At 65.9% G+C, this 14,452-nt stretch carries 10 protein-coding genes; 8 read left to right on the top strand and 2 right to left on the bottom strand.

Annotated elements, in window-relative coordinates:
• Positions 1-26: 26 nt before the first annotated feature.
• Entirely contained in the window at positions 27-5,813 is a 5,787-nt protein-coding gene (uvrA, locus tag CAL18_RS02930) for an excinuclease ABC subunit UvrA (protein ID WP_094817310.1), read from the bottom strand.
• Between the two features lie 205 nt (positions 5,814-6,018).
• Here uvrA and CAL18_RS02935 point away from each other — a divergent pair, with 205 nt between their 5' ends.
• The 5 genes from CAL18_RS02935 (at position 6,019) to CAL18_RS02950 (ending at position 9,880) form a co-directional block, all read left to right on the top strand.
• The gene (locus CAL18_RS02935) at positions 6,019-6,819 is read left to right on the top strand and encodes an IclR family transcriptional regulator (RefSeq protein ID WP_038852579.1); all 801 of its coding nucleotides are present in this window, start codon (positions 6,019-6,021) and stop codon (positions 6,817-6,819) included.
• 16 nt (positions 6,820-6,835) lie between these two features.
• On the top strand, positions 6,836-7,480 hold the full coding sequence (locus CAL18_RS02940; RefSeq protein WP_094817311.1) for a bifunctional 4-hydroxy-2-oxoglutarate aldolase/2-dehydro-3-deoxy-phosphogluconate aldolase: 645 nt from the start codon (positions 6,836-6,838) through the stop codon (positions 7,478-7,480).
• Complete coding sequence (locus CAL18_RS02945) at positions 7,473-8,432, top strand: sugar kinase (protein WP_094817312.1); 960 nt, start codon at positions 7,473-7,475, stop codon at positions 8,430-8,432. Before CAL18_RS02940 ends, CAL18_RS02945 begins: the two co-directional genes overlap by 8 nt.
• A gap of 99 nt (positions 8,433-8,531) precedes the next feature.
• Positions 8,532-8,660 carry a hypothetical protein gene (locus CAL18_RS19920; RefSeq protein WP_268903484.1) on the top strand — a complete coding sequence of 43 codons (129 nt, stop codon included), beginning with the start codon at positions 8,532-8,534 and terminating at the stop codon, positions 8,658-8,660.
• A gap of 284 nt (positions 8,661-8,944) precedes the next feature.
• Positions 8,945-9,880 carry a glycosyltransferase family 2 protein gene (locus CAL18_RS02950; RefSeq protein ID WP_094796024.1) on the top strand — a complete coding sequence of 312 codons (936 nt, stop codon included), beginning with the start codon at positions 8,945-8,947 and terminating at the stop codon, positions 9,878-9,880.
• A gap of 421 nt (positions 9,881-10,301) precedes the next feature.
• On the opposite strand, the gene CAL18_RS02955 is transcribed toward CAL18_RS02950, so the two are convergent.
• The gene (locus tag CAL18_RS02955) at positions 10,302-10,805 is read right to left on the bottom strand and encodes a hypothetical protein (protein ID WP_094817359.1); all 504 of its coding nucleotides are present in this window, start codon (positions 10,803-10,805) and stop codon (positions 10,302-10,304) included.
• 278 nt (positions 10,806-11,083) lie between these two features.
• On the opposite strand from CAL18_RS02955, the gene CAL18_RS02960 reads away from it, so the two are divergent.
• The 3 genes from CAL18_RS02960 to CAL18_RS02970 all read left to right on the top strand — a co-directional run bounded on the left by CAL18_RS02960 (position 11,084) and on the right by CAL18_RS02970 (position 14,351).
• Positions 11,084-11,992 carry a DMT family transporter gene (locus CAL18_RS02960; RefSeq protein ID WP_026640892.1) on the top strand — a complete coding sequence of 303 codons (909 nt, stop codon included), beginning with the start codon at positions 11,084-11,086 and terminating at the stop codon, positions 11,990-11,992.
• Positions 11,993-12,047: 55 nt separating this feature from the next.
• The gene (gene ettA, locus CAL18_RS02965) at positions 12,048-13,721 is read left to right on the top strand and encodes an energy-dependent translational throttle protein EttA (RefSeq protein WP_094817313.1); all 1,674 of its coding nucleotides are present in this window, start codon (positions 12,048-12,050) and stop codon (positions 13,719-13,721) included.
• A gap of 96 nt (positions 13,722-13,817) precedes the next feature.
• A complete protein-coding gene (locus CAL18_RS02970; RefSeq protein ID WP_094817314.1) occupies positions 13,818-14,351 on the top strand; it encodes an isochorismatase family protein in 534 nt (177 codons plus the stop codon).
• Positions 14,352-14,452 lie beyond the last annotated feature (101 nt).

Raw genomic sequence — 14,452 nt, forward strand, 5'->3', positions numbered from 1 at the left:
CTTGCCCGGCGCAACGCGAGCTTACCTCAGCCTGCCTGCGCCAGCGGCCGGTCTTGCTGCGCCAGGAACTCCGCCAGCACCCGGCCCGTGTGCGAACTGTCGTGCAATGCCATGACCTGTTCCGGCGTGCCTTCGGCGACCAGCCGGCCGCCTCCGGTGCCGCCTTCGGGGCCCAGGTCCAGCAGCCAGTCGGCTTCGGCGATCACGTCGAGATTGTGTTCGATCACCACAACCGTATTGCCGGCCGCCACCAGCCGATGCAGGACGTGGATCAGTTTTTCTACGTCCGCCATCGACAGGCCCACCGTCGGTTCGTCCAGCACATACAGCGTATGCGGAATCCGCGATGCGCGCCCGGTGGTGATGACCCCCTCGGTCAGGCGCGCCTTGGACAGCTCGGTCACCAGCTTGATGCGCTGCGCCTCGCCGCCCGACAGCGTGGGCGATGGCTGACCCAGCGTCAGATAGCCCAACCCCACGTCGTGCATGAGCTGCAGCGGGCGATGGATCTTGGGATGCGCCGTGAAATAGGCCAGCGCGTCGTCGACTTCCATGCTCAGCAATTCGCCGGCATTCTTGCCGCGCAACTGCACCGACAACGTGTCGCCATTGAAGCGGGCCCCATTGCAGGCGTCGCACGGCACTTTGACGTCGGGCAGGAAGTTCATCTCGATGGTGCGCATGCCCTGGCCTTCGCAGACCGGGCAGCGGCCATCGCCGGTATTGAACGAAAAGCGCGCCGCGCTCCAGCCGCGCATGCGGGCTTCGCGGGTGTCGGCGAATTGGCGGCGCACGTCGTCCCAGAATCCGATGTACGTGGCCGGGCACGAACGCGGCGTCTTGCCGATGGGCGTCTGGTCCACTTCCAGCACCCGGTCGATGGCTTCCCAGCCGGTGATCTGTTCGCAGCCATGCCAGCGCGGCGCCTTGCCTTGCGATACGGCCTGCAGCAGGTTGTCGAGCAATACTTCGCGCGCCAGGGTGGACTTGCCCGAACCCGAGACGCCCGTGACCACGCTCAGTCGACCCACCGGAATGCGCGCGTCGACCTGGCGCAGGTTGTGCAACTGCGCGCCGCGGATCCGGATCATCGGCGTGTCGTCCGTGACAGCGCGGCGGCCATGCAGCGGGTGCGCCAGCGGCTTGGCCAGGTAGCGGCCGGTGACCGAGTCCGGCGACGCCACCAGGTCTTGCACGGTGCCTTGCGCGACCACGCGGCCGCCGCGCACGCCGGCGCCCGGGCCGATATCGATAATGTGGGAAGCACGGCGGATGGTGTCGTCATCGTGTTCCACCACCACCAGCGTATTGCCGTTGCCTTCCAGGCGGGCCAGCGCGTCCAGCAGGATGCGGTTGTCGCGCGGGTGCAGGCCGATGGTGGGCTCGTCCAGCACATAGCACACGCCCTGCAGGTTCGAGCCCAGCTGCGCGGCCAGGCGGATGCGCTGGGCTTCGCCGCCCGACAGGGTGGGCGCGGCGCGGTCCAGCGCCAGGTAGTCCAGGCCCACTTCTTTCATGAAGTTCAGGCGCCCCCGGATCTCGGCAAGAATGTCGCGAGCGATCTCGGCCTCGCGGCCGCGCGCCACCAGGCCCGTAAAGAAAGTGTGCGCGTCCGACACCGGCAGGGCGGCCAGCTCGGCAATAGACCGGTCGCGCCAGCGCACGGCAAGCGCCACGCGGTTCAGGCGTTGCCCGTGGCACACCGAGCACGCGACTGCCTCGCCTTCGTAGTTGGTGTTCCACGCGCTTTCTTCGCCGGTCTGTTCGGCGTCGAATTCTTCCAGCTGCACGCCGGTGCCGTAGCATCCCGGGCACCAGCCATGCTTGGAGTTGTACGAAAACAGGCGCGGGTCGGGTTCGGGAAAGCTGGTTCCGCAAGAAGGGCAGGCACGCTTTACCGAGAAGTGCTGCTGCTGCAATTCGCTGTCCAGCGCTTCGTGCAGGCGGTTGACCGGCCATACGGTGCTCATGACGCCCTGTCCGTGCTCCAGCGCCGTCCTGACGGCCTGGCGCAGCCCGGCTTCGTTGTCGGGGTCCACTACCAGATCGGCCACCGGCAGTTCGATGGTGTGTTCCTTGTAGCGGTCCAGGCGCGGCCAGGGGCTTACCGGTATAAACGCCCCGTCTACCCGCAGATGGGTGTAGCCCTTGGCGCCCGCCCATTTGGCAAGGTCGGTGTAATAACCCTTGCGCGCGGTGACCAGGGGCGCCAGCAGGCCGATATGCTGGCCCTTGTGCTCGCGCAGCAGGCGCGCCACGATCTGGTCGGCGTTCTGCGGTTCCACCGGCACATTGCAATCGGGGCAGTGCTGCGTGCCCAGCTTCATATACAGCAGCCGCAGGAAATGGTGGATCTCGGTCATCGTGGCCACCGTCGACTTGCGCCCGCCGCGGCTGGTGCGCTGCTCGATGGCAACCGTGGGAGGAATGCCGAAAATCGCGTCCACGTCCGGCTTGCCAGCCGGCTGGACGATGGCGCGCGCGTAGGCGTTGAGCGATTCCAGGTAGCGCCGCTGCCCTTCGTTGAACAGGATGTCGAAGGCCAGGGTCGACTTGCCCGAGCCCGACACGCCGGTGATCACGGTGAACTTGTCGTGCGGGATCTCGACGCTGACGTTTTTCAGGTTGTGCTCGCGCGCGTTGCGGATCTCGATGGCCTGTGCCTGCCTGCGGCGGCGCATTACCGATTGCAGCGGCGTGCCGGCGGCGTCGGCATAGGCGGTCGCTGGCTCGGCCAGCACCGGCACCAGGCCGGCCTGCTGCGTGATCTGCGCATCGACATCGCTGTCCACGATCACGTCCCCCGGCAGCACGCTGACTTCGTAGTCGCGCAGGGCGGCGCCGGTGTGCGAGCGCGGGTTGTCCATCAGGTCTTGCGGCGTGCCCACGCCGATCAGCAGGCCTCCCGCATCGCCGCCTTCGGGGCCCAGGTCGATCAGCCAGTCGGCCGCCCGGATCACATCGAGGTTGTGCTCGATGACCAGCAAGGTATGGCCGGCCGCCAGCAGCTTGCGGAAGGCGCGCATCAGCCGCGCGACATCATCGAAATGCAGCCCGGTGGTGGGCTCGTCGAACAGGAACAGGCTGCCCTTCTTGGCCACGCGCGCGGCAGAAATGCCGCTGCGGGCGGCTTCGGCCAGGTGTCCGGCCAATTTCAGGCGCTGGGCTTCGCCGCCCGACAGCGTGGGCACGGGCTGGCCCAGCCGCACATATTCCAGGCCCACGTCGGCCAGCGGCGCCAGGCCGGTCTGCACATCGCGCAGGCCCCTGAAAAAATCCAGGGCCTCGCTGACCGTCATGTCGAGCACCTGGTCTATCGATGCGTTCTTGCCCAGGTGTTCGACGCGCACCTCCAGCACTTCGGGCCGGAAGCGGCGGCCGTCGCAGTCCGGGCAGCGCAGGTACACGTCGGACAGAAACTGCATCTCGACATGTTCGAATCCGGTGCCGCCGCAGGTGGGGCAACGGCCGTCGCCGCTGTTGAAGCTGAACGTGCCCGCCGTGTAGCCGCGCTCCTTGGCCAGCGGCGCCTGTGCGAACAGCTTGCGGATCGCGTCGAAGGCGCCCACATAGCTGGCAGGGTTGGACCGCGCCGTCTTGCCGATGGGCGTCTGGTCCACCATGACCACGTCGGCGATCTGTTCGGCGCCCAGCAGCCGATCGAAGGACCCCGGCGCTTCGGATGGCTTGCCCTGGTGCTTGAGCAGCGCCGGGTACAGCACGTCCTGCACCAGCGTCGATTTGCCGGACCCCGACACCCCCGTGACGCACACCAGGCGACCCAGGGGGATTTCCACCGACACGTTGCGCAGGTTGTGCGCGCTGACGCCTTCGAGCAGCAGCCGGGGCGTGCCGGGTTCCACGGGCATGGGGCGCGGCGCCTCGACGCGCTGGCGGCCGCCCAGATAGTTGCCGGTGAGCGTATTGCTGGCGCGCAATTGCGTCGGCGTGCCGTCGAACACGATCTGGCCGCCGCGCTCGCCCGGCCCTGGGCCGATGTCGATGATGCGGTCGGCGGCCACCATGACCTGCGGGTCATGTTCGACCACCACCAGCGTGTTGCCCGCGTTGCGCAGGCGGTGCATCACTTCCACCACCCGGTGCATGTCGCGAGGGTGCAGGCCGATGGACGGTTCGTCCAGTACGAACAGCGTGTTCACGAGCGACGTGCCCAGCGCGGTGGTCAGGTTGATACGCTGCACTTCGCCGCCCGACAGGGTGCGGCTCTGGCGGTCCAGCGTCAGGTATCCCAGCCCCACGTCGCACAGGAATTTCAGGCGCGCGCGCACTTCAGTCAGCAGCAGGTCGGTGGCCGCGTCCAGCGCTCCGCTGAACGACAATGTGTCGAAGAATGCGCGCACGCGTTCGATGGGCAGCAGCATGATGTCGTGGATCGACACGCCCGCAAGCGCATCCAGTTGCGCGCGGCTCCAGCTGGCCCCCACGGGCATGAAGCGGGGGTAGCGGTTGTCCTCGGCAGGCGTTGTGTCGGGCGCGTCGCCCAACCGCCACAACAGCGCATCGGGCTTGAGCCGCGCGCCGCGGCAAGTGGGGCAGGGCGTGTAGCTGCGGTACTTGGACAGCAGCACGCGCACATGCATCTTGTACGCGCGGCTTTCCAGCCAGGCGAAGAAGCGGTTCACGCCATACCATTGAGTTTTCCAGGCCTGGTTGCCCCCCTTCCAGTCGGGATCGCCATGCAGCACCCAATGCCGTTGCTCGTCGGTCAGCGATTTCCAGGGCACCCCCATGGGCACGCCGGCGCGCGGCGCGTACTTGGCCATGTCGTCCTGGCATTCTTTGTACGACGGGGTCTGCCAGGGCTTGATCGCGCCTTCGCGCAGTGTCTTGTTTTCGTCCGGAATGACCAGGCCGTAGTCGATGCCGATCACGCGCCCGAAGCCGCGGCAGGTTTCGCATGCGCCCAGCGGCGAATTAAAGGAAAAGCTGCTGGGCAGGGGGTCGGTATATTCGATATCGCAATCGGCGCAGTGCAGCCGGTCGCTGTATTTCCACACATGGGCATCGCCGCCGTCGTCATCCAGCGCGTGCACCGCCAGGTGCCCGCCGCCCATGCGCAATGCGGTGTCCAGGGCTTCCATCACGCGTTCGGTTTCGCTGCCCGAATGGCGGAAACGGTCTTGCACGACATGCAGGATGCGGCGTTCGCTGTCCGCGGGCGACGGCCTGGCCGCCTTGGCGCGGGCCTTGCCCTTGCCTTTTTCGGCCGCTGCCGCGGGCTGGCGGACCGTGGCGGTTTCTTCGCGGTGCACGCGCGTATAGCCTTGCTGCTCCAGAAAGCTTCGCACTTCGTCTTCGGTGAAGTTGGCGGGCACGGCAATGGGAAACGTAATGACAAGGCGGGGATCGCCCGCCGCCGGCGCGCGTTGCGCGAGCGACGCCGCAATCGATTCCGGGGTGTCGCGCCGCACCAGCTTGCCGCAGCCGCGGCAATACAGCCTGGCCCCGCGCGCGAACAAGAGCTTCAGGTGATCGTTCAGTTCGGTCATGGTGCCGACCGTGCTGCGCGAACTGCGCACCGGATTGGTCTGGTCGATGGCGATGGCCGGCAGAATGCCTTCGATGCGATCGACCTGCGGCTTGTCCATGCGGTCCAGGAACTGGCGCGCATACGGCGAAAAGGTCTCGACATAGCGACGCTGGCCTTCGGCGTACAGCGTGTCGAAGGCCAACGAGCTCTTGCCCGACCCTGACACGCCCGTGATGACCACCAGTTCGCCGGTGGCGAGAGTGAGGTCCAGGTTCTTGAGATTGTTCTGGCGTGCGCCAACGATGCGGATGTGCGGATTCATGACAGAGGGCGTTGCGTGGGGCGGGCGGATGGAGGTTCCCGAAGGCGACAGAATATCGCCAACCATATCTGTATATTTAACCAGTATCCGAAGATCTTAGAAAGTCACCGCCCTGGCTCGACAGTGTATGGCTGGGCAGGGATAATGTCTGCATTATGAATTGAATGTCCGCATTATGGACAAACCACTTTTATCTTCTTTCGCAATGCCCGTGCCCGGCGCGCCCGCCGTTGCCGGCACTGCGGCGTTCGGCAAGTTCATGCGCGTGCTGCAGCAGGTGGCCGACGCTGCGCAGCCGCCCGGCGTGGCCGAGCTGTCGGCGCATTGCGGGTATCCGCGCCCCACCGTGTATCGCATCGTGGCCGGTCTGGCGGAACATGGCCTGGTCGCGGCGCGGCCCGACGGCACCTATGTGCTGGGTGCGCGGCTGTTCAGCCTGGCCAGCCGCAGCTGGTCGCGCTTCGATCTGCGCGAGGCGCTCGCGCCCGATCTCCAGGCCCTGCGCGACATCACCGGCCAGACTGTGCACTTGGCGGTGCCGTTGGGCGACGCGATGGTTTATGTCGAAAAGCTGGATGGCCCCGGCGCGGTGCGCATGGCGTCTCGCATAGGCGGGCAGTTGCCGCTGCACAGCAGCGCAGTCGGCAAGGCTTGCCTGGCCACGCTCGAACCGCCCGCGCTGCACGAGCGGCTGGCGCGCCTGCCGCTGCCCCGGCTGACGCCGGCCACCCTGGTGACCGCGCAGGCGTTGCAGACGGAACTGGCCCAGGTGCGCCGGCAGGGCTATGCGATCGATAATGAAGAAAACGAACCCGGCATTGTCTGCTACGGGGTGGCGCTATGCGATGCGGCCGGCCGCGCGGTGGCTGGCGTCAGCGTCAGCACCATGCCGTTTCTTGCACCCGCCGAGCCGGCGGCCTATATCGAACCCCTGCTGCGGCTGCGCGCCGCGGCGGCCGAGCGGCTGGCGGGCCTGCCACCGCCTTTTGCCCATTCTTTTTCCTGATCCTGGTGCGATACCCATGAAACCTACCCCTGCCACCAACTCGCTGGAGCGCCTGACGACCGATCGCGTGGTGCCCGTTTTGCGCTATGCCGATGCGGCCACCGCAGGTTATGCGGCCGAGATCGCGGTGCAGGCCGGCTGCCGCACCATTGAACTGACCTGGACCATACCCGCCGTCGCCGATCTGGTGCGCGCGTTGCGCGACGAACATGGCGACACGATAACGCTGGGCGTGGGCACCGTGCTCAATGAAAGGCAGGCTCGCGAAGCCCTGGTGGCGGGGGCCGACTTCCTGGTGGCGCCGGCGCTCGTCGCCGGCATCGCCGATATGGCGCACGCCGCGGGCGCGTTGTGCCTGCTGGGCGCCTTCACGCCCAGCGAAGTGCTCGCGGCGCGCCAGGCCGGCGCCGACATCGTAAAAATCTTTCCTGCGGAAACCGGCGGGCCGCGCCACCTGGCTGCATTGAAATCGGTGTTTCCGGACACGGTGTTCTGCCCCACCGGCGGCGTCACTCAGCAGAACATGCATGAATATTTTGCCGCGGGCGCCGCGCTGGTCGGCATCGGCAGCAATCTTTACGACAAGGCCGCATTCGCCGCCCGCGACACCGCCGCGCTGGTGCAGCTGGTCCGGCAAACGCGGGAGGCCGCCCATGGCTGACTTCGACGTGGTGGGGCTGGGCGAGCCCCTGATCGAGTTCAACCAGACCCGGGCGGGCGACCCGCAATACCTGCAGGGGTTCGGCGGCGATACTTCCAATGCCGTCATCGCCGCCGCGCGGCAGGGCGCGCGCTGCGCCTATCTGACACGCGTGGGCGACGACGCATTCGGCGCGCAATTGCTGCAATTGCTGCGCAGCGAGCACGTCGACACATCGGGGGTGCGCGTCGATGCCGAGGCGCACACGGGCGTTTATTTCGTTCAGCACGGGCCCGATGGCCACGTGTTCAGCTATTTGCGCCGCGATTCGGCCGCCAGCCGCATGCAGCCGTCCGATCTGGACGGCGGCCCGCTGGAGCGGGCGCGCTATCTGCATGTGTCCGGCATCAGCATGGCGATCAGCGCAAGCGCATGCGATACGGTGTTCGCCGCCATGGAACGCACGCGCGCAGCCGGCGGGCAGGTCAGCCTGGATTCCAATCTGCGGCTGCGCCTGTGGCCGGTGGCCCGTGCGCGCGCCGTCCTGCGCGAGGCGCTGGCCCAGGCGGACTTGTTCCTGCCCAGCCTGGATGACATGCGCCATCTGACGGGCCACGAAGATCCGCAGCGCACACTCGACTGGATCCGCGCCGCGGGCGCGCCGGGCGTGGTGGTGCTCAAGCTCGGCAAAGAGGGGGCGCTGGTCGACGACGGCCAGGCACGCACGATGGTGCCGGGCCTGACGGTGCGCGCCGTGGATGCCACGGGCGCTGGCGATTGCTTCGCCGGCAATCTGCTGGCACGGCGCTGCGCCGGCGAAGGCTGGCTGGATTCCGTGCGTTACGCGAATGCGGCGGCGGCCTTGTCCACGACCGGGTATGGCGCCGTGGGTCCGTTGCCCGACGCCGACGCGGTAGGGGCGTTTATAGCCGCCCAGGCCGGCGGTTTGGCCGGGGGCGCGGTTTCGGGCTAAAATGCCGAGTTATCCCAGTTTTGCCGCCAGCCTTGCGCCCCGATTGTTGCCGGGCCAACGGGGCGGGCTGGCACCATAGAACCTTACCGGAGAACCATCATGGCAGAGCGCAAACGCGTGCGTCGCAATACCCTGGAACGCCGTTGCCTGGGCAAGGCTTTCAAGCGCTTGTTCGTCAACTCGCCCAAGGGCGTGTTCAAGATGCTTGAAAAAATCAAGCGCGTGTAATTAGCGCTGGATGCAAGAACCGCCGGTCTACCGGCGGTTTTTTTTTGGGCATTTTTGTGCCCGTTTCCGTGCCTTGCATATGTCAAGACCGGCCTTGTCCGCATCTGAGGCAAACTTGCTGCAAGTCCAAATAGTATAGATCTGGCAAGAGCTGACAAATTTGTTTGCAAAATGGGCACGCACAAAGCGAACCACTTTACGTATATCTCATAAACTGAAGCCCAGCTTTTTACCCGTAAACAATTAGACCCGTCGCAAACGTCCATTGCGAATTGGCCCGTCGCATGAGCGAACCGCATTACAAGTTCACGGTTCTGACGCCCACGTACAATCGCGCGGCGACGCTTTACCGTGTTTATGAATCCCTACGGAAGCAGACCTGCCGGGACTTCGAATGGCTGGTCGTCGATGACGGCTCGACCGACCGCACGCATGAAGCCGTGCTGGCCTGGCAGGCCCAGGGCGCGTTCCCGATCCGGTACGTCTGGCAGAAGAACCAGCACAAGAAAACGGCTTTCAATCGCGGCGTGCGCGAGGCGCGCGGCGAATTCATCATCACGCTCGACAGTGACGATGAAATTCCGCCGCAAGCGCTGCAAATACTGAAAGACGCATGGGAAGCCATAGCGCCGGCGCAGCGCGAAGCGTACGTGGGCGTGACCGGCTTGTGCGCCCGCCCCGACGGCGCCATCGTGGGCGACCGTTTCCCGCGCGATGTCTTCGATGCCAGCGCAGTAGAGCTTTATTTCCGGCACCGCATCAAGGGCGAGAAGTTCGGCAGCATGCGCACCGATGTGTTGCGCCGCTTTCCATTTCCCGAAGACGTCGCGGGTTTCGTGCCCGAAAGCCTGATCTGGTGGGCCATGGCGCGCGCCGGCTACCAGAGCCGCTGCATCAACCAGGTGGTGCGCATCTACCATACCAGTGCCGACGGCCTGACGCGCGGCGCCGTGTCGGTGCGCAACAACGCGCAGGGGCTTTATCTGCTGGCATGGAATATCCTGCAGCACCACATGGACTGGTTCCGTTTCCGGCCCAAGGAATTCTGTATGGCCGCCGCGCGCTACACGCGGTTCCGCCTCGACCTGGAGTATTCGGGCCTGCCCACCGCCGTACAGGCCTACCGGCTGACCGATCCATTTGCGCGGGCGCTGGTGCTGCTGATGTGGCCGCTGGGATACCTGATGCACCGCCGCGACCGCCGCCGCGGCCTGGCTTGATCTTATAGGTAGCAGCCACCTGGCCGGCCATCGGTGTCTCGGTAGGTGTCTGACACCCTGCGGGAGTCAGACACCTCGACGCCTATTGGTGTCTGCGCGGTAGGTGTCTGACACCCTGCGGGAGTCAGACACCTTGACGTCTATGGATGTCTGCGTGGTAGGTGTCTGACACCCTGCGGGAGTCAGACACCTTGACGCCTATGGGCGTCTGCGCGATAGGCGTCTGACACCCTGCGGGAGTCAGACACCTTGACGGCTATGGGTGTCCGCGCGATTGGTGTCTGACACCCTGCGGGAGTCAGACACCTTGACGTCTATGGATGTCTGCGTGGTAGGTGTCTGACTCCCGTAGGGTGTCAGACACCGACACGATGAGCACCGGTGTCAGGCTGGCCGCGCCGGTCAGCGCTCGCCATGCCTATCAGCGGGGCGTAGGTTCGCCCGGCTCGGCGTCGTCTTCATCATCTTCATCGTCCTCGTCATCGTCCTCGTCGTCTATCCCGGTCAAGGGTTCGTCCGTCAGGGCGAAGGGCAGGACGTCGGCAAGGTCGTCGGACCAGGCGGCTTCGTCGCCGGCCTGGTCGACTTTGACGAATCGCTCGCCCTCGTTCGACGTGATCTGTACCGACCACAGGTACAGGCAATCATAGGTGTCGTCGTCGGCGGGATCCAGGCCGCCGCGTCCGCCCAGCAGGCGCGTCTGGGGGCCGCCCAACTGTACATGCGGCTGGTGGTCGTCGGGGGCGCCCTGGGCCACGGGCACGCCGAACGTGACCCACTCCGTGCCTTCGTCGCCCTGCATGACCTCGGCCAGCACCGGCTTGCCCAGGTAGGCGCTCAGGGCGTCGGCCGTCCTGGCCAGCATGTCGAGTTCTTGGGTGCTGAAACGGGCGGGCGAGGCCGGCGGTTGGGCAGAGGCGGACATGGCAAAGCGTTCCTGGTAAAGCGCGGCGGCGGCGCGAAAGACGGGGCCAATGCGCATTGTCGCGCGTTTTCGAAATAAGCGCGCCATGTGTCGGCGGGCACGGTGTAGCGCACTGAGCGCCCTGGACAAGGTTCGACGGGCCATGCGCTCTGGACACGATCCGGCAAGCCATGCGCCCCGGTCAGGGTTCGACCCGCGACGCGCGCCGAGCCGGGCGCGGCCGGCTGCGCCCCTTCCAAGGCGCTAATATCCCTTCTTCTTTGTCAGCACCGTATTCCATGCCTTCCCCCGCGCCCACGCCTTCCGCCCGCCACATGCTGTTTCCCCTGTCGGCGGTGCTGATATGGGCCGTGAACATGGTGGTCACCAAGCTGGCCGCCAGCGTGATCGAGCCGGCCGTCATCGGCTTCTATCGCTGGGTGCTGGCGGCGCTGGTGCTTACGCCGTTTATCCTGCCAGGTGTGTGGCAGGCCCGGCGCACCATTGCCCCCAACCTGGGCAAACTGGCCGTGCTGGGGGCGCTGGGCACAGCCATGTACCAGGGGCTGATGTATGTCGCGGCCACCACGACCACCGCAACCAATATGGGCATCATCACGGCCATGGTGCCGCTCATCACCATTATCCTGGGCTCGATGGTGCTGCGCGAGCGGCCGGCGCCGACGGCCGTGCTGGGCGGCGCATTGTCGCTGCTGGGGCTCAGCGTGCTGCTGGGCGAAGGCGACCCCGCGCGGCTGCTGGCCCTGGGCGGCAATGTCGGCGACGCCCTGATGGGGCTGGCCGCGCTGTCGTACGCGCTGTACGGCGTGCTGCTGCGCCGCTGGCCCATGGCGGTGGGCGTATGGCAGTCGCTGTACATCCAGATTCTGTTCGGCATCGCGCTGCAGCTGCCGTCGTACCTGCTGGCGCCCAGTTCGCCGCTGAACGCGGCCAACCTGCCCCTGGTGCTGTACGCCGCCGTATTCCCGTCGTTGTTCGCGCCATACCTGTGGATGCAGGGGGTGCGCTACCTGGGCCCGAATCGCGCCAGCGTCTTCCTGAACGTCATGCCCGTGGGCACCGTGGCGATCGCCGCGGCCACGCTGGGCGAAGTGCCGCATGTCTACCATGTCACGGGCGGCCTGATGGCGCTGGCCGGCGTCAGTCTCGCGCAGTGGCGCCCGCGCGGCGCGGCGCGGGCCGGCTGACGCGTTCCGGCCTACAATCATTGCTTCCCCTTGATTTGTCTTTGCATACGAGCACATGGCCCAATACGTCTACACCATGAACCGAGTCGGCAAGATCGTGCCGCCCAAGCGGCAGATTCTGCGCGACATTTCCCTTTCGTTTTTTCCCGGCGCCAAGATCGGCGTGCTGGGCCTGAACGGCTCGGGCAAGTCCACGCTGCTCAAGATCATGGCCGGGGTCGACAAAGACATCGAAGGCGATGCCGTTCCGATGCCGGGGCTGAACATCGGCTATCTGCCGCAAGAGCCCCAGCTCAATCCCGAACACACCGTGCGCGAGGCCGTTGAAGAAGGCCTGGGCGCTGTCGTGCAGGCCAAGAAACGCCTGGACGAGGTATACGCCGCGTACGCCGAACCGGACGCCGATTTCGATGCCCTGGCCGCCGAGCAGGCTGAGCTCGAGGCCATCATCGCCGCGGCGGCTTCCAGCGGCGCCGACGATATCGAACACCAGATGGAAATCGCCGCCGACGCGCTGCGCCTGCCGCCCTGGGACGCCCGGGTAGAGCACTTGTCCGGCGGTGAAAAGCGCCGCGTGGCGCTGTGCCGCCTGCTGTTGTCCAAGCCCGATATGCTGCTGCTCGACGAACCCACCAACCACCTCGACGCCGAAAGCGTGGAATGGCTTGAGCAGTTCCTGCAGAAGTTTCCCGGCACCGTGGTGGGCGTCACGCACGACCGCTACTTCCTTGATAACGCGGCCGAATGGATACTGGAACTCGACCGGGGCCACGGCATCCCCTGGAAGGGCAACTACAGCTCGTGGCTCGAGCAAAAGGAAGCGCGCCTGAAGCAGGAAGAAGCCTCGGAATCCGCCCGCCAGAAAACCATCAAGAAAGAACTGGAATGGGTGCGCCAGAACCCCAAGGGCCGCCAGGCCAAGGCCAAGGCGCGCCTGGCGCGGTTCGAAGAACTGTCGTCGCACGAGTATCAAAAGCGCAACGAAACCCAGGAAATCTTCATTCCTGTGGGCGAGCGCCTGGGCAACGAAGTCATCGAGTTCACCAACGTCAGCAAGGCCTATGGCGACCGCCTGCTCATCGACAACCTGAGCTTCAAGGTGCCGCCCGGCGCCATCGTCGGCATCATCGGCGCCAACGGCGCCGGTAAGTCCACGCTGTTTCGCATGATCGCCGGCCGCGAACAGCCCGATTCGGGCACGATTTCCATCGGGCAGACCGTGAAGCTGGCCTTTGTCGACCAGTCGCGCGACGCGCTGCAAGACAACAAAACCGTCTTCGATGCCGTGTCCGACGGCGCCGATGTGCTCACGGTGGGCAAGTTCGAGATGTCGTCGCGCGCCTATCTGGGCCGCTTCAACTTCAAGGGCGCCGACCAGAACAAGATCGTCGGCCAGCTTTCCGGTGGTGAACGCGGCCGCCTGCACCTTGCCAAGACGCTGATCGCCGGCGGCAACGTGCTGCTGCTGGACGAGCCGTCCAACGACCTGGACGTGGAAACCTTGCGCGCCCTGGAAGACGGCCTGCTCGAATTTCCGGGCAGCGTCATGGTCATCAGCCACGACCGCTGGTTTCTCGACCGCATCGCCACGCACATCCTTGCCTTCGAGGGGGATTCGCAAGTGGTTTTCTTCGACGGCAACTACCAGGAATACGAAGCGGACAAGAAGCGCCGCCTGGGCGAAGAGGGTGCCAAGCCGCGCCGCCTGCGCTACAAGGCGTTGAGGTAAGGGCACGCCCTGGGCGCATGAGCGCCGGGGCTGCATCGCGGCGAGGCGCCGGCGTCGCCGCTTGTTGTCAAAGCCGTCTCAAGTGCGAGGTCTTTCATGTTGCTGCACGCCGCTGATTCGACATTGCTCGTGGTTGACATGCAAGAACGGCTGTTGCCGGCCATCGCGCACGGCGATGAAACGGCCCATGCCGTTGGCAAGCTCGCCAGGGGCGCCCGCCTGCTCGACGTGCCGGTCGTGGCCACTGAACAGAATGCCGAAGGCCTGGGCGCCACCCTGGCATCGCTGCGCGAGCTCGTGCAGGCCGTGTTCCACAAACGCCATTTTTCAGCCGTGCGCGAGCCGGGGTTCGAGGCATGGCTGCCGCCGGCCCGCCGCACCATACTCGTGGTCGGATGGGAGGCGCATGTGTGCGTCCTGCAGACCGTTATCGGGTTGTGCGAGCTCGGTTATCACGCGGTGCTGGTGTCCGACGCGGTAGGGTCGCGCCGCGTTTCGGACCAGCATGCCGGCATGCGGCGCATGCGCGCGGCGGGCGCCACGGTAGTCACTTCCGAGATGGCGCTGTTCGAATGGATGCAGTCTTGCGACCATCCTCGCTTTCGCGACGTGTTACGTTTGGTGAAATAAGCCTGCGCCAGGGCAACATGTGCCGGCGCGGCGGGGCGCCGGGCCTACCCATGGATACAATTTATGGGCATCCCTAACAGCTCGTTTGCGCGCTTTTTGCC

The organism is Bordetella genomosp. 7, from assembly GCF_002261415.1.
In the GTDB taxonomy this organism is placed as follows: Bacteria; Pseudomonadota; Gammaproteobacteria; order Burkholderiales; family Burkholderiaceae_B; genus Bordetella_A.